At 74.9% G+C, this 20,630-nt stretch carries 14 protein-coding genes; all 14 read right to left on the bottom strand.

Annotated features, from left to right (window positions below):
- Positions 1–6: 6 nt before the first annotated feature.
- From HOP40_RS20960 to HOP40_RS20895, 14 genes are read right to left on the bottom strand one after another with little or no spacing between them, the layout of a single operon-like run.
- Positions 7–2,514: a hypothetical protein gene (locus HOP40_RS20960; protein WP_172161151.1), complete on the bottom strand. Its 2,508-nt coding sequence runs from the start codon at positions 2,512–2,514 to the stop codon at positions 7–9.
- Entirely contained in the window at positions 2,511–5,204 is a 2,694-nt protein-coding gene (locus tag HOP40_RS20955) for a baseplate J/gp47 family protein (RefSeq protein WP_172161149.1), read from the bottom strand. Before HOP40_RS20955 ends, HOP40_RS20960 begins: the two co-directional genes overlap by 4 nt.
- Positions 5,201–7,633 carry a baseplate J/gp47 family protein gene (locus HOP40_RS20950; RefSeq protein WP_172161147.1) on the bottom strand — a complete coding sequence of 811 codons (2,433 nt, stop codon included), beginning with the start codon at positions 7,631–7,633 and terminating at the stop codon, positions 5,201–5,203. The genes HOP40_RS20955 and HOP40_RS20950 overlap by 4 nt, the downstream gene beginning before the upstream one ends.
- A complete protein-coding gene (locus HOP40_RS20945) occupies positions 7,630–8,019 on the bottom strand; it encodes a GPW/gp25 family protein (RefSeq protein WP_205346853.1) in 390 nt (129 codons plus the stop codon). Before HOP40_RS20945 ends, HOP40_RS20950 begins: the two co-directional genes overlap by 4 nt.
- The gene (locus tag HOP40_RS20940; protein WP_172161145.1) at positions 8,016–8,354 is read right to left on the bottom strand and encodes a hypothetical protein; all 339 of its coding nucleotides are present in this window, start codon (positions 8,352–8,354) and stop codon (positions 8,016–8,018) included. The genes HOP40_RS20945 and HOP40_RS20940 overlap by 4 nt, the downstream gene beginning before the upstream one ends.
- Entirely contained in the window at positions 8,351–8,878 is a 528-nt protein-coding gene (locus tag HOP40_RS20935; RefSeq protein WP_172161143.1) for a phage baseplate assembly protein V, read from the bottom strand. Before HOP40_RS20935 ends, HOP40_RS20940 begins: the two co-directional genes overlap by 4 nt.
- On the bottom strand, positions 8,875–9,999 hold the full coding sequence (locus HOP40_RS20930) for a hypothetical protein (RefSeq protein ID WP_172161141.1): 1,125 nt from the start codon (positions 9,997–9,999) through the stop codon (positions 8,875–8,877). The genes HOP40_RS20935 and HOP40_RS20930 overlap by 4 nt, the downstream gene beginning before the upstream one ends.
- On the bottom strand, positions 9,996–10,352 hold the full coding sequence (locus HOP40_RS20925; RefSeq protein ID WP_240157178.1) for a LysM peptidoglycan-binding domain-containing protein: 357 nt from the start codon (positions 10,350–10,352) through the stop codon (positions 9,996–9,998). The genes HOP40_RS20930 and HOP40_RS20925 overlap by 4 nt, the downstream gene beginning before the upstream one ends.
- Positions 10,349–11,008 carry a hypothetical protein gene (locus HOP40_RS20920; RefSeq protein ID WP_172161139.1) on the bottom strand — a complete coding sequence of 220 codons (660 nt, stop codon included), beginning with the start codon at positions 11,006–11,008 and terminating at the stop codon, positions 10,349–10,351. The genes HOP40_RS20925 and HOP40_RS20920 overlap by 4 nt, the downstream gene beginning before the upstream one ends.
- The gene (locus HOP40_RS20915; RefSeq protein WP_172161137.1) at positions 11,005–16,266 is read right to left on the bottom strand and encodes an eCIS core domain-containing protein; all 5,262 of its coding nucleotides are present in this window, start codon (positions 16,264–16,266) and stop codon (positions 11,005–11,007) included. The genes HOP40_RS20920 and HOP40_RS20915 overlap by 4 nt, the downstream gene beginning before the upstream one ends.
- Complete coding sequence (locus tag HOP40_RS20910) at positions 16,263–17,171, bottom strand: eCIS core domain-containing protein (RefSeq protein ID WP_172161135.1); 909 nt, start codon at positions 17,169–17,171, stop codon at positions 16,263–16,265. Before HOP40_RS20910 ends, HOP40_RS20915 begins: the two co-directional genes overlap by 4 nt.
- Positions 17,168–17,383, bottom strand: coding sequence for a hypothetical protein (locus HOP40_RS20905; protein WP_172161133.1), 216 nt, complete (start codon positions 17,381–17,383; stop codon positions 17,168–17,170). Before HOP40_RS20905 ends, HOP40_RS20910 begins: the two co-directional genes overlap by 4 nt.
- Positions 17,380–19,260 carry an ATP-binding protein gene (locus HOP40_RS20900; protein ID WP_172161131.1) on the bottom strand — a complete coding sequence of 627 codons (1,881 nt, stop codon included), beginning with the start codon at positions 19,258–19,260 and terminating at the stop codon, positions 17,380–17,382. The genes HOP40_RS20905 and HOP40_RS20900 overlap by 4 nt, the downstream gene beginning before the upstream one ends.
- Entirely contained in the window at positions 19,260–20,444 is a 1,185-nt protein-coding gene (locus HOP40_RS20895) for a Pvc16 family protein (RefSeq protein ID WP_172161129.1), read from the bottom strand. The genes HOP40_RS20900 and HOP40_RS20895 overlap by 1 nt, the downstream gene beginning before the upstream one ends.
- Positions 20,445–20,630 lie beyond the last annotated feature (186 nt).

Genomic DNA, 20,630 nt, shown 5'->3' with positions numbered 1-20,630 from the left:
AGCTTGTTAGTCGACCAGGAAGATCCCGGCCTCGGACGTGAACCTCAGGTACTCGGCCAGCAGCGACCGCAGCGCCGCGAGCCGCTGCGGCTGCTCGACGTCATGGAACGCCCCCAGCTCCGCGCCGTCGGAGGCGCCGGCCGTGACGGACGCCGGACAGCCGGCAGCGAGCTGGCCGAACGCCGCATGGCCATAACGGACGGTGACGAACTCGGGCGGTGGGTCGCCGGAGTCGGGGGTGGTGCTACGGAACCGACGCGGCGTCCGGGCCCCCGCCCCGACGAACGAGTACCGGACGCAGCCGACCTGGCGGCGGGCCGCGGTGGCGGGGCCGGTGACGATGCTGTCGGAGATCTCGACGCTGCGGGCGTGCACCGCGCCGAGGACGGTCACGCGCTCCAGGTCGAGGGCCGGTCCGGGCCGGATCCCGTCGGCCGAGGCGGCGACCGCGGGGGGGTCGGTCTCCCAGCTCAGCGCGCGGGCGGCCGCCGAGTCGGGCACCCGCAGCACGTGCCCCGCGGTGCCCGGGACCGCGAGCAGGCTCGCACCCAGCACCAGCACCGACGCGTCCGGATCGGCCGCGGCCCGGATCGCGTCCTGCAGCGCGGCGGCGGTGGCGGCGGTGCTGACCGGGGCGGCACCCAGCACGACCGGCGTGGCCTCGCCGATCCGCCCGGGCGGACCGACCGTGACGTCGAAGGTGGCCGATGCCGTGAGCGGCGGGTCGGGAACCGCCGCACCGAGCAGTCCCCACGACGGCACACCGGCGGCGAGGCCGAGCTTCGCGGCCGCACCCGGGCCGTCGGTGTCGACGAACCGGATCGATTCGGTGCCGGTGCCGACGACCACGAGCCTGCCCTCGTGCTCGGCGATCTCGACCGGCCCGAGGTCGGGTTGGTGATCGCCGATCGCGGCCCGCAGCGCCGCCGCCGCTTCCGTCGGCCCGGCCACGGGCCCGGTCAGGGTCAGCAGGTGCTCCGCGGACAGCCCGACCCCGAACAGCACCGGATGGGATCCCGCGGGCAGCGCCGGCACGACATCGGGCACGGCACCCGTCCAAACCGCGACGTGCCGGGCCCGGCCGCCGCCGCCCGCGCAGGCGAGGATGCTGTCGCGGACGACCAGCGCGCAGCTGCGGGCGTCGCCGACGATCGGCCCGCTGATGCTGTGGTCGACCTCGACGGTGGTGCTCGCGGCGAGGTCCAGGTCGAGGATCAGCGACAGCCCGTCGGGGACGGCCGGGGCCGCGTCCGGGGCGAGGCGGTGGCCGGGCACGAGGGTGCAGTGCCGCAGGGTGACGCGATCGGGCGCGCCGGTGATCCGCAGCGGCCCGCCGGCGAGGAGCAGACCGTCGAGGACGATCTCGGCGCCGGCGCCCGCGCGGATCACGATCTCGCCGCCGGGCGGCGCGTGCAGCACCGGCCAGGTGCCCGAGCGGGCCCGCAGCGCGAAGGTTCCGCCCGCGGGGACCTCGAACGGCGCGCTGACGGGTCCGCCGGTCACCTCGGGCGAGTCGGGCGAGTCGGGCACTGTCCGGGCGTAGCCCCCGCCGCCGATCGGCATGGGCAGCGCGCGGTGGTAGGTCACGCGCACCGGGCCCGGCGGCGGGGTGGCGAAGGCGAGCCGCCCGCGTTCCGGGTCCACCGCAGCGCGCGTCCCCGGCGGGACGTGCCACCAGCCTCCGCCCGCGTCGTCGCCGAGGTCGCACACCGCCACCTCGTCCGCGGCCAGCGGCCCGGTGCCGTCGTCGACACGCAGCGACGAGCCGTAGTAGCGCCCCCAATGAGTGCGGGCCTCGATGCGTCGCAGCGGCATCACGACGTTCTCGGGCCCGGCGATCCGCTCCACCGACTCCTCGGGCAGGCCGGCGGACCACACCGGTGCGTCGATGCCCAGAGGATGGACGCGATAGCGCAGCGCGTCGAGCGCGACGGGGACCCGCTCGGCCTCCTCGACGGGCGCGAGCCGCCAGAGGAACAGCCCGATGTTGGGCAGGTTGTGCCGGCCGCGCCCGGTGCCGACCAGTCCGATCTCGGCCGTGCGGGCGACCATCTCGAACGGGGTCCCGACATACCGCATCGGGAGCGGGTCGCGCACCGACGCCGTCGCGGCAGCATGCGGACGGGGGTGGGCCACGTGCTGGGTGCTCGCGAGCAGCCCCCAGAACTCGACGGCCCGCGCAGGCCAGCCGGTGGCGTCGGCGGCGAGCTGTTCGAGCACCGACAGCGTGCCCTTGCGCCGCCGCAGCCGGATGACGTCGGCGACGAGCGCCCGCGGGACGCCGCTGCGGCGGGTCTCGCGCAGCCCGACGAGCGCGGCGAAGTGGACGAGCTCGTCCGGGTGCGCAGTCTCGACGAACACGTCGTCGAGCCGGTCCGCGAGCTCGGCCTCCAGCTCGTCGATACCGCCTTCCAGGGCGTCCAGCAGGGCCGCGAGCATCCCGTCGCCGCCGAGCGGATCCGCGTCGCGCACCAGGTAGAACGCGGGCAGCAACTCGCGCAGCGGCCGTCTCACGAAGTCACCGTCAGGATCGGGCCTGCGGGTTCCAGTGTCAGGAGTTCGGTGGGCGGTCCGGCGTGCCGGGCGACACCGCCCACCGGCAGGGCGGCGGGCAGCAGCGGGCTGTAGAGCGTCGCGGGGTCGGCGGCGGTCCCGTCGTGCAGCCGGTGCAGCTGGGAGACGTGCGCGCCGCGTACCCCCGGCACGCCCTGCAGCGCCGCGACGATCTCGGCAGCGCTGACCGGCTGCCCCAGGTCGCGGGTGTCGAACGCGAACGCCGTCGTCAGCGCCGCGGCCGCCGCCGCCAGCACCGTCGCCGCCACGCGTCCCGCGTCCAGGTGCAGCACCCCCACCACGCGGAACGACGTCGGCTGGTAGGCGACGAGCACGACGGGCACCTGCGGGTCGCCCTGCTCCCGCAGCGCGGTGAGGAGCGCGGTGTGTAGCGCCGAGCCTGCCGGGACGTCCCCGCCACCCGCGCCGGCGACCGTCACCAGCACGCCTCGGCGGCGTTTGCCCCGCGTGAACACGGCCCTGGCCTTGGCGATGCCGGGGAACGCCGCAGAGAAGTCGGCGTAGTCGGCCAGCGAGACGACCCGGCCGAGCGCCCGGATCCGGGCAGGCGCGTTGCGCCGGGCGGACGGGACGGTCTCGGGGTCGGCACCCCCGGTGGCCGGCAGAGGGTTGGTCACGCCCGACACCCCTGCGGGGCGTTGCGCGAGCAGGCCGAGCGCTCCCGCGGAGACGGCCGCGCCAGTGCCGACCCCCACCCGGTACACCGCGCGGACGTTGACCTGGCCCGTCGGCAACGGCGATCCGAATTGGACGGTGGCCCGCCCGTTCTCGTCATGGTGGACGACGTAGCCGGGCTCGTCGTCGGCGAGCAGCGCGGGCACCTCGGGTCGGCGCACCCCGTCGACGAACACCTCCAGGCTGCTCGTCGAGCCCGCGCTGCTGCTGAGGTGGGTGAGGGGGCCCGCGGAGAGCGGGAACCGGGGCAGCGGGTCGCGGGCGTCGCCGCTGCCCAGGACCTCGCTGCGGGTCTGGCCGTGCGTGGCGGCGGCCACGTTCGCACTGATGCGCACGGTGTCGCGGACGAGCGCGACCGGCAGCGGCGGGGTGAGCCGGACGGCCGTCGCGCCCGCCCGCGCGAGCCGGTGCCGGACATCGGCGAGCCGGGCGACATGGGCGACCGCCGTGCCGGGTTCGGTGGCCGACATGCCGGTGACGGCGACCTGCTGGCCGTCGTGCAGGCCCTCGACCCAGTCGTCGAGCAGGATCGGGTCGCCCGGTTCCTCGCCGGTCGCCGGCACGACGGGAGGCTCGGACTCCGGTGCGAGCGGCAGCCACTCGGGCGAGACGTACACGGTGGTGCCCCGGATCCCGTAGCTCGCGAGGTCGGATGTGGTCAGCGTCAGCCGCGTAGTGCGGCCCGACACGGTGAACACCGACTTGCTCACCGCAGCGACCTCCCTGGCGAAGAAAACCGCCCACGTGCTGCCGTCGCGCAGCACCACCGGGCCGGGGCCCAGGCCGCGGACCACGACGTCGCAGAAGACGTTGCGCGCGTCCGGCCCCGCGGCCGCGCCGGGGTAGCGCTCCAGCGTGTCGCCCACCCAAGCGAGCTGGATCGAGCTGTCGGGCCGGGTGGAGAAGTACTGGGAGCCGTAGGAGACGTCGTAGAAGAGTTCCTGCAGCTTCTTGTCGCCGAACGTGGCCGGGGGCTTGAGGTCGCCGACGGCCTCGATGAGGTCGACGCGCAGTGACCTGGGCAGGGCGCGCCACTCCGGCGCGGTGCTGGCGAAGATGCCGGTCTGGGCACGGAACACCGCGACCTGGCGGGGGCGGGGCCGCGCGGCGCGCAGCGCGTCGAAGAGCTGGGCCTCGGCGAACCCCTCGGCCCGCGCCCGTTCCTGCAGCTCCGCGAACGGTACGCCGGGCGCGCTGGGATCGGCGACGAGCACCGAGCCGACGAGCGGTCCGGGGGCGGGGTCCGGTTCCGGCTGCGGCAGCCGCCCCGAGGTGGAGACGCCGGCTCCGACGGCGACGAGCCGCACCTCCGTCCAGCCGGGCCTACCGGGCGTGAACGCGGTGGGCAGCTCGTCGGGTTGCACCGTCACCGACGCGACCACGCCGAACCGCGAGCTGTTCCCACCGGGGCCGGGCACCAGTATCCCGTCGCCGGGCAGCACGTTGGTGGAGGTGCCGGCCAGCAGCAGCTCGGTCGGCAGTCGGTCGGGATCGGGTTCCTGGCGGTGGTCCAGGCGCGGCCTCAGCGCGTTCCACGCCGGGCGGGCCTCGATCTCCTCGACCGTCTCGAACGTGACCGGTTCAGCCCCGGGAACCGGGGTGCTCGACACGGCGGTGCCGAGCGGGACGGTGACCGAGGCACCCGGACCGAGGGCCGGGTCGGCTGCGAACGCGAGCGCGACTGCAGCCGCCACTCCCGGGTCGGGCCGGTAGCCGACCAGGCGCGCCAGCTCCGCGACCGAGCGCAGCTCCACGGCGAGGTCGAGGCTGGTCTCCTCGTGCGTCCGCGCGGCGTGGAAACCGAGGATCTCGGCAACGACCGCCCAGCCGTCGAGCAGGGCGACGGCGAAATCGCCGGTCGCGTCCGCAGCCGCGAGTTGCGGGTGGGACCTGGCGAGCCGGGCGTGCAGCGCTGCCCGCATCGAGTGGAAGCCGACGTTCTGGCGGGCGGTCATGTCGCCACCTCCGAGGGAACTACGATGCGCACCGACCCGCGGTCGGGGAAGTTCGGGTCGTTGTCCAGGCGCGCGATCCGGGGTGGCTCCAGCAGGATCCGACCGTTCTCGACGGCGACCGGCTCTCCCGTCCCGAGCCGGGCGATCGCGATCTCCACCCACACCACCCCGGGGACCCGCTGGGCGGCGGCGATCAACGGGCCGGTGAGGACGGGCTCGCCGAACGTGAGGACGTCGGGGTGGAACAGCCCGTGGGAGCCGTCCGCGAGCACGCGTGAGCTGAACAGCCCGGCGAGCCGCGCGCGCAGCGTCGGCCAGTCCGTGCCGCGGTCCGGGCACACCGTCAGCGTCAGCTCCAGCGGCACGAACACGGGATCGACCACGGCGATGTCGTGGCCCGTCATGCGCCGGTCGGCGAGGAAGGCGCGCAGCTCGTCGCGCAGCGGACGGCCCGACCCCGCGGGCTCGGCGACGGTACCGCCACCGAGGCGGTCGACCGAGAGCACCACCGTGTACCAGCTGCCGGTCCAGCGCAGCCGGGCCGCGGCCCGCTGCACCTCCGGGTGCTCGGCGGCGCGGCGGGCGTAGTCGGCCTCGGTGACGCACCGCAGCTGCGTGTGGCTCGTAGCGGGGGCACGCAGCCGGACCCGCTCGACGGGCTCGGGATCGAGCCCGCCACGGGCAGGCACGGGGTTGCCGACTGCGGCGAGGACCGCTCCCAACGCGGCGACCCGGCCGTCGCCGTCGAGCACCAGCCGGGTGATCGTCTCGGGTCCGACGTTCCCGGCCCGGCCGTTGCCGACGGCGTACTCGGCGGTGAAATGCTCGGCCGGGCCCGCTCCGCCCGGTGCCGGGTCGGGCCGGCGACCGTTGACGCCGTCGCCGAATCGCAAGTGGGAGCGGTCCAGATCGTCGGTCTCGACGACCACCGCGCGCGTCAGGGGCCCCGCGCCGAGAAGGTCGGCCCGCACCTGCCAGTCCAGCCCGTCGCGGCGCAGCAACACGGCCGGGCGGGTGTCGCCGACCTCCCACCGGGTCGCGGCGGCGGCCGCCCCGGTCGTGACGACGGGCGGACGCCGGCTGACCGGTCCGTGCCGCAGCCGGGGCCGGTAGCTCGACGGCCGTCCACCGCGCTCCCCCTCGTCCGGCACCGGCGGCAGCGTCTCGGAGCTGATGCGTCCGGCGATGTCGCGCATCCGCTCGCCGTGGTCGGCCAGCGCGAGGTTGCCGAACACGGCCGCCCGCTCCCCCGTGCCGCCAGGGTCCTCGCCGATCGGCAGGTCGAACGGGAGCGCATCGGCGGCGGCCCACGCGATGTCGGTGACGTCGATTCCGGCGACCGGATCGCGGACGGCGACCGCGGTGGTCACCCGGACCGGGTGGCGCAGCGACGAGCCGGGCCGCGGTTCCAGCGCCCCGCCCGGGTGGACGTCGGCCAGCACCACGACCCGGCCGGCCAGGTCGGGATGGGCGCCGTGCACGGTGGCCTGTCGTGCGCCGACCGCCAGCACCGCCCCGCTCGCGCCCCAGGCGTGCAGGCGCAGCGCGCTGTGTGCGGCGACCAACCGGGTGGGGGCGTCCACGATCTCGAACACCTGCGCCCCCGCGCCGCGCAGCGCCCGGTCCTGCTCGCTGCCTGCGACGATCGTGGGTGGTGACGCGGGCGGGCCGGTCAGCAACCGGGTACCGGGCAGCGGGCCGTCCACGTCGGCGGTGACGGCGAACCGGATCCAGGCGCGGGCGGTGCAGCCGTCGTGCATTGCGTAGTCGACGAGCCGGGCGTGACGGCGCACCGAGATCCGCTGCCTGGCCAGACCGAGGAACGCCTCGGTGAAGCCGGCGTCGAGCATGTAGGAGAGCCGGTCGGCGGCGTAGGCCGACATCTCGACGAGCGCCATCCGGACGTCGGTGGGCTCGCGGCCGGTCCACCGCGGCTGGGTCGAGGCCAACCGGTCGAGCAGCACGCGGCGGAACGCGGCGTAGTCCCGCGCCGTGTAGTCGACCGGTGGTGACGGCGGTGGCCCCGGCACACCCGGTTCGGGCGGCCGGCAGTCCTGGCCCGCGTCGCAACCGGGCCGGAAGGTGAACGTGAGCGTCGCGAGTGCCGGGTCGTACCCCTCAGCCGGGCCGGCGAGCAGCCGCAACGTGTAGAGCGAGAGGTCGCCCGCCCGGTCGATCCGCAGTCGCAGCACGTCCGGTTCGAGGGTGGTCTCGACGGCGAGGACCTGCAGTCCGCGGATGCGTTCGCCACCGTCGACCCGCCACAGCCCGGGTCCGGGCAGGACCCCGAACAGCGGGTTCACCAGCTGGACCAGGAGCACCCGATGGGTGGGCACGCCCGTCCCGGTGGCGACGTCGAGGTGATCGAGCCCGTTGATCTCCCCAGCCCGCGCGCGCGCCTGCCTGCGCCGCTGATCGCCCCCGATCACGGTCCCGCCCCGAACGTCGATGTCTGGAACGCCTCAGCGAAACGCTGCCCGGTGCGCCGCTCCGCGTAGACGACCTGCACGGTGACCTGAGCGTCCTCGACGTCGACCTGCACCGATTCGATGTCGATCAGGTGCGACAGCCACTGCTGCAACGACCCCTGCACGAGGAACTGCACGGTCGATGCCAGCTCGGGAGAGGCACCCGCGAACGTCAGCTGCAGCAGCCCGCTGCCCAGTTCCGGCCGGTGCACCCGCTCGCCGGGTGCGGTGAACAGCACCTGCGCGACGAGGTCGCGAAGCCAGCCCGCACGGTCAGTCGCGGCGGTCGCACCGCTCGCGTCGAGGTGCAGCGGATCATCGACGTAAGCTGCCGGGTCGACCGTCACTGGGCCACCACCCTCGGCTGGACCGCGGAGGCGATCGGCGGGCCCTGCGGCAGCTGGTCGGCGGCGAGGCCGAGCCCGCTGCTTCCCTGGGTGATCAGCGGCTGGCCCCCCGCCAGCACCCGGGCCGCCGGCGTGAGCCACTGGATCTTGACGCAGGGGTGCGGTCCGGTGGCCGGCGTCGAGAACGCGCAGCCGGCGATCATGAACGTGTCCGACAGCGTGGCGACGGGCTGGCCGCCGACCAGCACGCGCGGGTTGCCAGGGAGGACGGTGGCCGGCCCGCCGTGCGAGCAGCTCACCCCGGCACCCACGTGGACGACGGGCCCAGTCGTCATGTGATCGTCAGAGCTCCCGCGTTGACGGTGACCGTCGGGCCGGACATGACGATCGTGGCGCCCTTGCCGTTGGAGATCGTGATGCCGGTGTCGTTCACCGAGATCAGCGCGCCCGTGGTGGTCTTGAGCAGGATCCCGCCTGTCGGGCCGGGCACGTCGGAGAGCATCAGCGTGTTCTGCCCGGTCGTCTGCACCACCACCTTCGACACGCTCGCCGGGGCCGCCTGCGCGAGCGCGGGCACCTCCGCGCCCGAGCCCCACCAGCAACCCGTCCAGATCGGGTAGGCGATCTCGCCCTGCTCGAACTCCATCCAGATCCCGGCCCCCATCGGTGGGACCATGAAGGTTCCGCTCTGGATGCCCGCGAACGGCAGGCACGGCATCGCCCACGTCGAGGGCACCAGCCCGAGCACATCGGGGACGGTCGCCATCAGCCGGCCGCGGCGTTCGGGATCCTCGGCATTGACGACCACCCCTCGGTACTTGCCGTAGTAGCGGTTGGCGGGCGCGGACGTCGGGCTCATGGCACCACCGTGGGAGTGATCGGGATCAGGCCGTTGCGGGCGAGCGTGAACGACTGCGTGTACTCGCCACGCTTGATCGAATGGGTGACGCTCTTGACGTAGTACAGGCCGTCGTAGGCCGTCCCGGCGCCGCGGACACCGACCAGCGCCCTGGCCTTGAGCACGCGGCCGTAGCGGGCGACGTCGAGCTGCCCCTGCCCCGTCACGGCGTCCGACGACTCCGACGCCCTGGCCAGCGCCTTCGCGATCGCCGCAGGCACGCCGTCCTTGGCGGAGTCGTCCAGCGCGGCGAACCGCAGTGCCGTGGCAGGCCGCGCCGCCAGCGGGGGGCGCAGCGGGTCGATCCCCGGCACCGGGATCGGGATCGGGATCTTCGTGATCGGCTCCTGGACGAACGCGAACCAGTTGGTGCGCTGCAGCCCGTCGAAGCTGAAGTTGAGCGAGCTGACGTTGGACCGGGCGTCCGCCCCGACCTGCAGCGCGGGTTGCGGCATGCCGATGCGGACCTCCGGTCCCCAGTAGGCGATGTTCATGCCGGGCTTCGGGCCGGGCTCGACGTAGAACACGTAGCCGTTGTCCTTGGCCAGCTTGTTCACGTACTCGAGGTGCGTGCCCTGCACCGGCTCGCCCGGGCTCGCCACCGCCGGGAGCGACGGGAACAGCTCCGGTACCGGGAACGGCACCATGCCCAGCACCCCGTAGAAGCCGATGATCGTCGCGACCCGCGCGAACGCCGGCACCGGTGGCATCCAGATGTTCTTCCACTTGACCAGGTCCATCGCGACGCTGACGTCCTCGCCGGTGACCGTCAGCACCGACTGCCCGATCCCGTCGCTGACCCCCACCTCCTGGCGCGTGATCAACCCGTCGATCACGGGGGTGGGGACGCCGTTGACGGTGACGACGAGGATCACGCGGATCCCCGGGTCGAAGTAGCCCCCCGGGATCATCGACGTCGACAGCGGCGAGCGGCGGCTGAGCGCGAACGTCAGTTGGAACCCGCTGCGCTGCCCCGCCGTGACGGTGACCTGCGCGCCGGTGAACGCGTCCACGACCGATGCGGGCGCCGGCGTGGCGACCACCGGGCCGATCAGGAGGCTCAGGCGCAGCGTGGAGATCACAGGGGCACCCCCGGGAGCCCCTCGGGATGCCCGATGCGGATCCGCGTCCCCGCGGCGAGCAGGTCGTCGGGGTCGACCGCGGCATTGGCGTCGGCGATGCGCCACCACAGCTCGGAGTCGCCGTGGTAGGTGGCAGCGAGGGTGTCGAGCCGGTCGTGCGGGGCGACGGTGTGCTCGCTCATCGTCGCGAACGCCTCGGGCCGGGGGACGATCCGGGCCCGCAAGAACGTCACGGTCCGGCCGTCGGCCAAGGTGCGGGTGACCGTCGGGACGCCTGCGTAGCGGCTGTTGGCCGGGTAGCCCGGTGGCGCGGGGGCCGTCAAGGCAGGGGGTGGGCCCTGGGGTGCGGTCACGGCAACCTCCCGATCCCGAGTGCGGCGAGCTGGCCCGACGTGCTCGCGGCGAGCCGTTCGATCGACTGGTGGTGGGCCATGAACAGCGCCGCGGCCCGGTGCCCCCGCGGGACGTCGTTGGTGCCGAGCACCCGCAGCCCGAGGGTGACCTTGGCCCGGATCGGGTTGAGCGCCGGGTCGAACGCCTCCTCGGTGACCGACAGCTCGGCGACGCGCACCGGCAGGATCCGCCGCGCACCCCACACGAACAGGGTGAGGGCGGCCTCGGCGGGCAGGATCTCCAGCGAGCCCGACGCGGCGAGCGCCTCGTTCGCCAGCACCGTCGCGCTGGCCGGGTAGACGCACGCCTCCAGTGCCGCGATCTGCGGCGCGATCCCCAGCTGCACGGCCTGCGGGTGCGCGTCGGGCTGCTCGAGCTGGTCGCCGGCGTCGAGCTCGGCATCGAGCTTGATCGTCTGAACGGGGGCGCCCTTGAGCCGCAGCACGTCCACGCGGTCGCCGGACTCGGCGCCTGAGCCCTGCACCTGCAGCGTGCGGCTGAGGGTGTCGGGGTTGTACTGCAGCACGACGATCCGCCGCACCGCCGACGTCGCGGGATCGACCAGCACGATCCCGCCGCTGAGGGTCTTGGGAGACCGGGGGAAGCCGGTGGTCATGACTCGCGACCCCCACCCGTCGTGCCGACGATGTGCCAGCGCACCGTGACGCGCGAGCCGAGTCCGGCTCCGCGCGGGGGTGGACCGAGTACCTGGTTCTCCAGGTACTGCTTCGCGTGGTCCGAGGGCGGGCGGGGGCAGATGATGAAGTAGACGATCTTTGCGTTCGGATACCTGGTGGCCAGCGTGTAGATCGTCTCGAACGACTGCTTCTCCTTGTGCGTCGCCAGCCCCTTGCCCTTGCCGACGCACGTCCAGTCGGCATCGAGGGTGATCTCGAACGCGTGGACCTCGGTGGGCTGCGCGCCCTTCCTGCTGGGCGACTCGTCGTAGACCTCCGCGATGGCGTCGGGCACGAGCGGCTGCGTCGATCCCCCGATCCGGCCCTTCTTCAGGCCGCGCTGCTGCTGCACCCGGACGGTGTCGAGGGTCGACCTCTTCTTGCTGCCGACGACGAACTCGACCGCGCGCGGGGAGAGGAGCTTGTCGGTGAGCTTCGTGAGGTATCCGCGGCGCACGGCCTGCTCGTACTTCTGGAAGTCCGCCGCGGCCTTCTCGCCCCTCGGGGTGACCGCGAGCCGCTCCGTACGCCGGGTCTGGACGATCTTGACCTGGTACGAGCCGCTGGTCAGCTTCGTTCCGGGACTCATTGCTCCGTCGACGTCGAACTCCAGCGGACCGGAGCCGGGAACGGCTTTGAGGACCCGCCAGCCGTACTTCCGCTTGAGCCGGAACAGCTCCACCGCCAGCCGCACCCGCCCGACCCCCCGGGCGAGGAGCTCCTCGATGCGCCTGCGGGTCTCCTCCGGCGCCTTGCGCCTGCGCTCCTCCTTCCGGCGTTGCTTCTCCCTCTTGCGCTCCAACGCTCGCTGCCGCCGCCGCTCCCGCCAGTCCTTGACCTTCTTCCAAGCCTCCGCCCCGCGCCTGCGTGCCGATCCCGCCTGCCGGATACTCGACCGGGCGACGGCACCGGCGAGGCGGCGCGGGTTGAGCGCGCTCGCGGTACGGCCCACTCCCCGCCCGACGGCACCCGCAACGCGGCGCACCCCGCCAGCCACCCCTCGTCCGGCCTTGGCCAGGCCCCTGCCGATCCGCCCGGCCATCGCCTTGAGGCCCGCGCCGACGCCGGTCGCGGCACCCTTCAGCCGTCCGACGAGGAAGTTGGAGAGGAAGTCCAGCACCGCCACGGCCGCGGCGGCGACGAGCGCGGCGAAGTCGCCTGCGGCCTGCCCGGTCTTGACCGCCTTGAGGAACGCCATGAACTTCCGGAACGCGGCGAGGATCCGGCTCGCCGCCCCCCAGGCGGCGCGCAACCCGTCGATGATCAGGCTGAGCGCGGCACCCGCCGGGACGATCAGGGCCACCAGCTTCTCGACGATCAGCTGGATCAGGATCCCGGGGATGGCGGCCTTGATCCCCTCCCACACCATGCGGGCGATGTCGGCGAAGCTGAGGCAGCCGCGGATCAGCACGTCGATGATCGCCCGGCCGACGCCGACGACCTCCTCCACCTTGCTGTGGAACCACTCCTTGACCGCGCGCTTGAGCGCCGCCCAGAGGCAGTTGCGCACGCCGTCGTAGGCGGCGGTGCCCATCTTCTTCAGCCAGCCGACGGGGTCGGCGGCGACGTCGGTGATGATGTCGGCCCACTCGGCGAGCTGCTCGATGAACGCCCGCGCGGCGTCGATCGCGCCCTTGACCACCGCGCCGACGGCGTCGACGACCGCGAGGTAGCCGGCCTCTAGGTACTGCAGGGCGCAGTCGAGCGCGCTCGCCAGCGCGTCGAGGGCCTTCTGGACCGCCGCCTGCAACGCGTCGGCCGCCTTGTTGACGGCGGTGACGGCCTTCTCGACGCGATCGCGCACCAGCTTGCGGAACTTGCGGCGAGTCTCGGGGAACGCGGCGAGCAACCCGTCTCCGACGGCGACTATCACCTCCCCGGCCAGCACGATCGCTGCGACGACGGCCTTGCGGGCCAGCTCGATCGCGGCGGTGGCGAGCTTCTTGGCCTTGTCGATCGCGGCGCGCACCGCCCTGCGGGCGAGGTCGAACGCCGCGGAGATGGCGGCCTTGATCCCGTCGAGGAACGCGCTGATCTTGGAGCCGATCCAGCCGAGCAGCCCGCCGCCGCTCTCCTCCTTCTTCGCCTTCTCCCGCTCGGCCCGGGCCTTCTTCTCGGCGTCGGTGCGGGCAGCGGTGATGTCCTTGTTCCCGGCCTGCACGTGGCCCACTGCGGTGACCTCGCCAGCGCGACGCCTGCGGGTGACGTCCTTGTCGGCGGTCCCGACGGCTGCGGTCGCCGTGGTGTCGGCGGTGGTGACGGCGGTGCGCTGTTCGGCGGTCCAGTCGTTGCGCAGGGCGATCGAGTCGGTGACCGCGTCGGCGCGCAGGCCGACCTGCTCGGTGCCGCTGGCGAGCACCTGCTGGTCGATCCCCGCGCGCGCGTCGGTCCGCTCCGTGGCGGCCCGCTCGTCGTGCTCGGTGCGGCAGGCGGCGAAGTCGGAGCCCGCCTTGCCGGTGGCCGCGCGGATCCGCTCACCGCTCTGCTCGGCGGCGATCGCGTCGACGGCCGTATCGGAGCGGCCCTCGGCTCCCCCGGCGGGAGCTCCCCGTTTCGGCATGCCGGGGCAGGTGGCGCCCTCGGCGGGCGGCGCGGCCCGCAGCGTCTGCTCGGGGACGTGCGGGCGGATGTCGGCCTCGCCCAGCGGCCCGGCGGCGTCCTTCGCTCCCTGCGCGGCGGCCCGGGTGGCCTGCTTGTCCAGCGCCGCCTTCTGCCCTGCCACCTGGGCGGGGTCGGCCTGCCCGGTGAGCTCGACGGTCGTCGCCGTGTCGACCGTGACGTCCAGCTCGGGATCGCGGACCGGCATCGCCGCCACGGTGTCGCTGACCTTCGCCAGGTCGGCCTCCGAGAGCTTCGCGTCGCCGGGCAGGCGAGGCTGCGGCACCCCCGCCGTCGCCGACCTGGCCGCGGGGTCGGGCACAGGGGCCGGGACCGGGGGCGCCGGTGGCGGGCCGGCGTTCGAGGCGACGCGGTCGACCTTCCCGGGGGCCGCCGGTGCCGAGTCGGGAACGGCCGGTGGCGGGGCCTTCACGTCGAGCCCGGCCGCGGCGCCCGACGGACGCTGCAGCTCGGGCGGCGCGGCGGCGTTCGCGGCGCGCTGGGTGTCGACGGTGCTCGACGCCGCGGCCCCGACCCGCGGCAACGCGGCGGCCAGAGCGGTCGGCCGGGCCGCGGCGACGGTCGCCATCGCCTGGTCGGGCGGCATCGAGGCCAGGTCCGGCTCGGGCGGCGGGGCAGGCGCCTTTTCCGGTGGGGCGCCGCCGGAGGTGGCACAGCCGGCTGCGGCCTCGTCCGGTTCCGGGGCGGGGGGCGCCGACGCGGCGGCGCCCGGTCCGCAGCCGGCCTGCCCGGGTTCGGCTGCGGGTTCGGCGACGGACCCGTCCGCACCGGTCTCCTCGACGCCGGACTGGTCCGCATCGGCCTCGCCCGGCTCGGCCTCGATCTCGGCAGTCTCGTCCGCTGCGGCGCGGTCCGGTGCCGGGTCGGCGTGGGTCGGCTCGGGCGCGGTGACGGCATCCGCGGTCGCGTCGGACGGGGGTGCCCCGCCGGCACCTGGTTCGACCGATTCCGGTCCGGCCGTTTCCGCCGCCTCCGGCTCCGGCTGAGCGCCCGGCTCCGCCGCGGCTGGCTGGGGCAAGGCCGCTGCCGCCTGGGGCGAGGCGGCGGCAGCTTCCGAGGCGGGCCTGCCCGCGCCGCCCGAGCCGGCACCGTTGTCGACGCTTCCGCCTGCCGGTGCTGCCTCCGGCCCGGCTGGAGCCGATGCCGTCGCTGCGGATTCAGCGGCGGCCGTCCCAGGTCCGGCGCCTCCTCCGGCATCACCCTGATCGGCGGCGCTCTCGCCCGGACCCGCATCGGCACCTGCCGGTGCTGCCTCCGGGCCACCCGAGGTCGCCGCGTCGAGCACAGTCGAGTCGTCGGCCTCGGCGCGCCGCTCGCCCTCGTCGGGCGTGGGCGCAGCGGCCTGGGCTGGCGGCGGTGGCCCGCCCGCGGCGACGGCGGCCCGCGCAGCATCCGGATCCGTGATCCGCGGCGCCTCCGGTCCCTGGTCGGGTGCCACCGCCGGCGGCTCGGGGATCGGTGGTGGCCCGCCCGCGATCGGCGGAACCGGTGCCGGGCGTCCGCCGTCGGGGCTCACGACCGCGGTTGCCGGGTCGCCCGTGGCGGCCCCGGCGGGCGCCTGCGTCGCCGGTCCTGCTCCGCCCGTGCCGGGCGCAGCACCGCTCGCTGCGGTCCGGTCGTCCGCAGGCCCACGCTGCGCCGTTGATCGATCCGGCGCCTCGACCGCCGTTGGGGCGGCACGCGCAACGGTCGGGGTGGTGTCAGGCGCCGCCGTGGTCGGGTCTGGCGTCGCAGTGTCGGCGTCGGGGGTTCTCGGGTCGGCTGCGTCGCCGTCCGCGAGCTCGCCTGCGGCGGGCTCAGCGGGCGCGGCCTCGTCACCGGTCGAACCGGTGGACGGCGCCGCGGGGGTGGACAGCGTCGCGCCTGCGGGGTGTAGGCGCTCCAGTACGGCCTCGAGCCGACCGGACTCCAGCGGGCTCAGCACCGACGCCGCCCGGTCGGCGATCGCCGTGCGCAGGCCCGTGTCGAGCCGGGCGAGCTGGGCCTCGACGCGGCCGGCGCGGTCGTCGGGATCGGTGCGCAGCGTCCGCGCGACGAGCCGCATCAGCAGGTCGACCACCGGGACCGACGCCCGCACCGGAACGGGCACGGCGTCGCGGAAGTGCAGGGCAGGCAACGTCACCGGCTCCTGCCGCGGCACCGCTGCCCGGCCCTCCCCGACGGGCGACGCGAGCAGGTCGGCCTCGGTCTCCCGGCACACCGCGACGGCCGGGTCGGCGCGGTCGCCCGTCTCCTGCTGCAGTACGTGGGTCAGCTCGTGCAGCAGCAGCCGTTGCCCCGCGGGGGTCGCGGGGCTGTAGCGGCCGCGCGCGAAGTAGACGTGCCGGCCGAGCACGAACGCGGCGGCGCCGACGGCCTCGGCCGCGTCCGCGGCGGTGTCGTCGGTGTGGATGCGGACGAGGCCCAGACGATCGACACCGGCGCCGGGCAGCAGCTGCTCGACGTCGGCGCGTACGCAGGGGTCGAGCGATTGCCCCGGCGAGTCGAGCAACTCCACCGCGGCCTGACGCGCCGCGCCCCGGCCCGGCCGCCGCCGCACAGGCGCCGGGGCCTGCCGTTCCGCCGTCGGGGCGCTCACAGCTCATCCCTTCCGAGGCTCGTCGGCCGCGCGGGCGGCGCTGCGCCGGAGGGTGTGCTCGGGAGCTCGCTCCGGTCCAGCGGTGCCGCGGGGGTGAGCGCCATCGCCAGTTGGTCGCTCTCGGCCAGCAGTTCCGTGGCGGCGAGCGGCTCGAGCTCGGCGGTGCGATCGCCCCCGGCTGCGGCCGCCGCGAGCATCCGTGCCAGCGCCTTCGGCAGGTGTCGCAGCGCGACCGGCGCGCGTGCGGGCACCCGCAGGACGAACCCCTCCGGTCTGCGCTCGACCGTCACCGCCCCCGCTGCCCGCGTCGGGAGCCCCGGACCGGTGGCCGCGATCTCCAAGCCCCCGTCCCGGCGGGGGGTCAGGTCGAGGCCCCAGGTCGCCGCGATCGGCGGCACCGGACGCGGCGGCGGGGGCTCGCCCCGGTCCGCGACGGGCCCGTGTGGCGCGGGCCGGCGCGCGATCACGTCGTCGGCGATGCGGCCCGCCTGGTCCTCGGCCGGCGTACGGGCGGGATCGACCCGATCGCCGCGCTCCCCCTCCTGCTGTGCCGCGTGGACGAGCTCGTGCACGAGCACCGTCTCCCGCTCGCGCCCGGCGGGAAGCCGCCGACGGTCGAGCACGACGTCCCCGCCCCGGGTGAACGCCTTCGCTCCCAGCTCGCGGGCGGTCGCGGTGGACCGCTCGCCGTCGTGGACGCGGACCTTGCCGAAGTCGTGCCCCAGCCGCGCCGAGAGGTCCACCTGCAGCCCGGCAGGCAGCGGTGAGCCCGGTTCGCGCAGCGCGTCCTGCACCTGTGCAGGTACCTCGTGTCCGTCGTGGTCGGCGCAGGCGCACGAGATCCGGTCGGCGCAGCGCTGCACCGCGGACCGCGACGGGCGGATCAGGGGCTCGGGACGGGTCACGGCGCCGCCTCGACGATCCGGGCGTGCACCGCGACGGCCGCCTGCCGACCGAGGTCCTCTGCCGAGCCGGCCGTGGGCAGCCGGTCGGCCGGGGTTCCCGCCAGCAGCCGCGCCAGCTCGGCCTGGAACGCCGTCGCCACCCGCTCGCGGTCACGGCCGGCCACGCCTTCCAGCACCAGGCGGCGGACGACGACGCGTCCCGGCGCGCTCACGTCCAGCCCTCGATCTCGGTGTCGGTGAGCGGGCGTTCCAGCTTCGCCAGCTCGCGGCGGGCGGCCTGCAGCAGGAACGCCATGTCGACGGGCTCCCCGGCGTCCGCGGCGAGCACGGCGGCACCGAGGGCGACGTTGCGGATCACCCCGCCCGGCACCGCGAGCCGGGCCAGCAGGTCGGGCCGCAACCCGACGGTGGGCACGGTCGCGGGCAGCACCCGCTCCCAGATCAGCCTGCGCTGCTCGGCGTCGGGGAACGGGAAGTGGACGACGACACTGAGCCTGCGCAGGAACGCGGGATCCAGGTTGTTCTTGTGGTTGGTCGTGAGCACTGCGAGACCGCGGTAGGACTCCATGCGCTGCAGCAGGTAGCTGACCTCGATGTTCGCGTAGCGATCGTGGCTGTCGCGCACCTCGCTGCGCCGCCCGAACAGCGCGTCGGCCTCGTCGAAGAGCAGCACGGCGCCCCCCTGGTCGGCCGCGTCGAACACCTGTCCGAGGTTCTTTTCGGTCTCGCCGATGTACTTGCTGACGACCTGGCTGAGGTCCACGCGGTAGAGGTCCAGGTCGAGGGCCGAGGCGAGGACCTGCGCGCCGAGCGTCTTCCCGGTGCCGCTCGCGCCCTCGAACAGCGCGCTCACACCGGCGGAGCTCCTGCTCCCGAACCCCCATTCCTCGAACACCCGCGCCCGCTGCCGGACGTGGGCGAGCAGGTGCGCCAGCAGGTCCCGCTGCGCAGCCGGAACGACCAGATCGGCCCAGCCGACGCCGGTATCCAGCAACTGGGCGAGCCGGTCGAGACGAGGCCGGGCCGCCGCCCGTGCGACCGTCCACAGTGGTGTCCCGGTCGAGCGCGCGCGGGCCGCCGCGCTGCGGATCTCGCCGATGCCCAGCTGGAACTGCCCGACGACCCGCGCGACGTCGACGGCGTCGGCGTCGGCGTCGAGAACCTCGTGCCAGAGCGCGGCCTGCTCGGCGGACGGCAGCGGCCCGACGTCGACGACCACCGCCCCCGGCACCCCGCTGCCCCCGACGACCGCGGCCGGACCGGTGAGGTCCTGCAGCCAGCGCGCGACCGACGCGGCGGTCGCGGGTTCGCTGCCGGCCGTGTCCAGCAGCAGCGGGCCGCCGCCGAGCAGTCCGTCCCGGTCGACGGCGACCGCCAGCGCCGCCCGTTCCGCGGGTTCACCCGGGACCGCCTCCGCGTGCATCACCCGCAGCCCGGATCCGCCGAGCCCGGCAGCACGGTTCGCGACGGCGATCACCGCCTCGTGGTCGGCTCCGCGCAGCTCGACGGGTTCGCCCCGGACCCAGGTGTCGGCGACCTGCTGCGCGAGCCGCTCATGGCGGGCAGGCAGCACCCCCACCGCCGCGGCGCGCCGGACGAACCCGGCGAGCAGCGGGTCGGGCACGTCGAGTCCGACGATGAAGTGCAGCACCCGCTCGTCGATTCGCAGCGGCGCCCTGGTCAGCGGCACCTCGCGGCCGGGGACGACCAACCGCCAGCGGCGCAGCGGTGCGTCGGGCGTGAGGGCGCTCCAGTGCCCGTCGGGGAGCACCGCGAGCGCGAGCCCGAACGTCGGCTGCGTACGCCCCGCGTCGCCTGCCGCGGCCCCGCAGAGCGCGGGTATCGACCCGTCCACCTCGGCGCCGGCGCAGAGCAACAGCACGTCGACCTCGAACGGGGTGAGCCCGAAGAGGTGCCCCACCAGCCCGAGCCCGGTATCGACGCGTGCGGGCTCCGCCGGTGGCGGCGTCGCGGTGGGAACGGCTGCGCCCGGACCTGCGGCGTGGCGCTGCAGCAGTCCACGGATCCGCGCGAGCCCGTCCTGCAGCACCGCGCGGTTGCTCTCCAACCAGGTCTGCGCCGACGCCATCACGGCACCACCACCGTGAGCGGCTGCGAGGCGGCGCCGTCGACGCGCACCCGCGCCGGGTAGGTCCCGGCGGCGACCGCGATCGGGAAGTCGACCGTGCCGGTGGGCAGCGGGTGGGCCTGGGCCGCGATCGGGTCCGGTACGCCGTCGAGGAGCAGCGCCACCTCCTGCGACGGGGCCACATCGGGGGTGAGCGTCGCCCGGACGACCGGCGATCCGGCGGCGTCGACGACCGGCGCGCTCACCACGACCGGCCGCACCGTCAGCGGCAGCGGGTTCGACCGTTCCATCGGCCGGGTCGTGTCCCCGATGGTGGCAGGTTGGGTGACCCGGACGGTCGACAACCCGGCGGGGACCGCAGCCGGTAGCAGCACCCGGACGTCGGTGGAGGTGCTCCCCGGTTGCGGGTCGCGGCTCGGGCCGCCACCGAACACCACCTGCGAGCCCGGGACGAGCAGCCGCCTGCCGGTCAGGGTCAGCGGGGCGTCGGCGGCGAAGTCGAGCTCGCCGGGGGTCACCGCGTCGAGCACGGCGTGCGGGAGCGGCGCGACGCCCACCCGGGCGGGCTCGGTGACCGGCGGCGCCTGCGGGATCGTCTCATCCGGGCGGATCAGCACGACGGTCGCGACGTACGCGACCGACGTCCGGTACTTCTCCCCGAGCACCGACCACAGCTTGACGAGGTCGTCGACCGACAGCGGTTCCATGCTGATCGTGACCACCTCCTCCTGTTCGGCGAGCCCGCTCTGCGAGATCGGCGACCACAGCGCGTCCTGGATGTCGCCGGGACGCACGCCGGAGAGTGCGCCGGTGACGAACGGCCGGGTGAGCAGCGGCATCCCGTGCAGCGCCGCCATGGCGTGCCCGAGCAACAGCTCTGCCTCCAGCTCCAGTTTTCCGTGCGCGGAGAGCAGGTAGTGCAGGTCCACAGCGAGCGGTGGGAGGGTCCGGCGGCTGCCGTCGGAGCTGCGCGACGGCAGCTCGACATTGCGCCACCCCGGGTTCGGGGTCGTCCGGTAGAGGAACAGGTTGAGCTGGGCCGTCTCGGCGGGGACGACGCGGTCCGGTGGCAGCGCGGTGATCGTGAAGTTGGCGACGGCGGGGGCCAGCGGGCCGTTCATGGCCCCCTGCAGCACGATCCGGATCAGCGCGGTGACGGCGGCGACCGCCGCGCCCGTACTCATCGGTCCTCCTCGCGGCGGGCGAGGTACTCGGACAGCCCGAGCCGGGGCTCGTGTGCGGTGCGGACAGGCGGCTTCGCGGCTGGCGCAGGCGTCACGCGCACCTCGACGCGATCGATCGTCACCTCGACCGGGCGCGGCGGCGGTGAGCGCCGCGCCCGTGGCGGAACGGGCGGGGCGACGGGACGG

The sequence above is a fragment of the Pseudonocardia broussonetiae genome (assembly GCF_013155125.1).
Lineage (GTDB): Bacteria > Actinomycetota > Actinomycetes > Mycobacteriales > Pseudonocardiaceae > Pseudonocardia > Pseudonocardia broussonetiae.
This window is presented reverse-complemented; position numbering and strand designations above follow the sequence as displayed.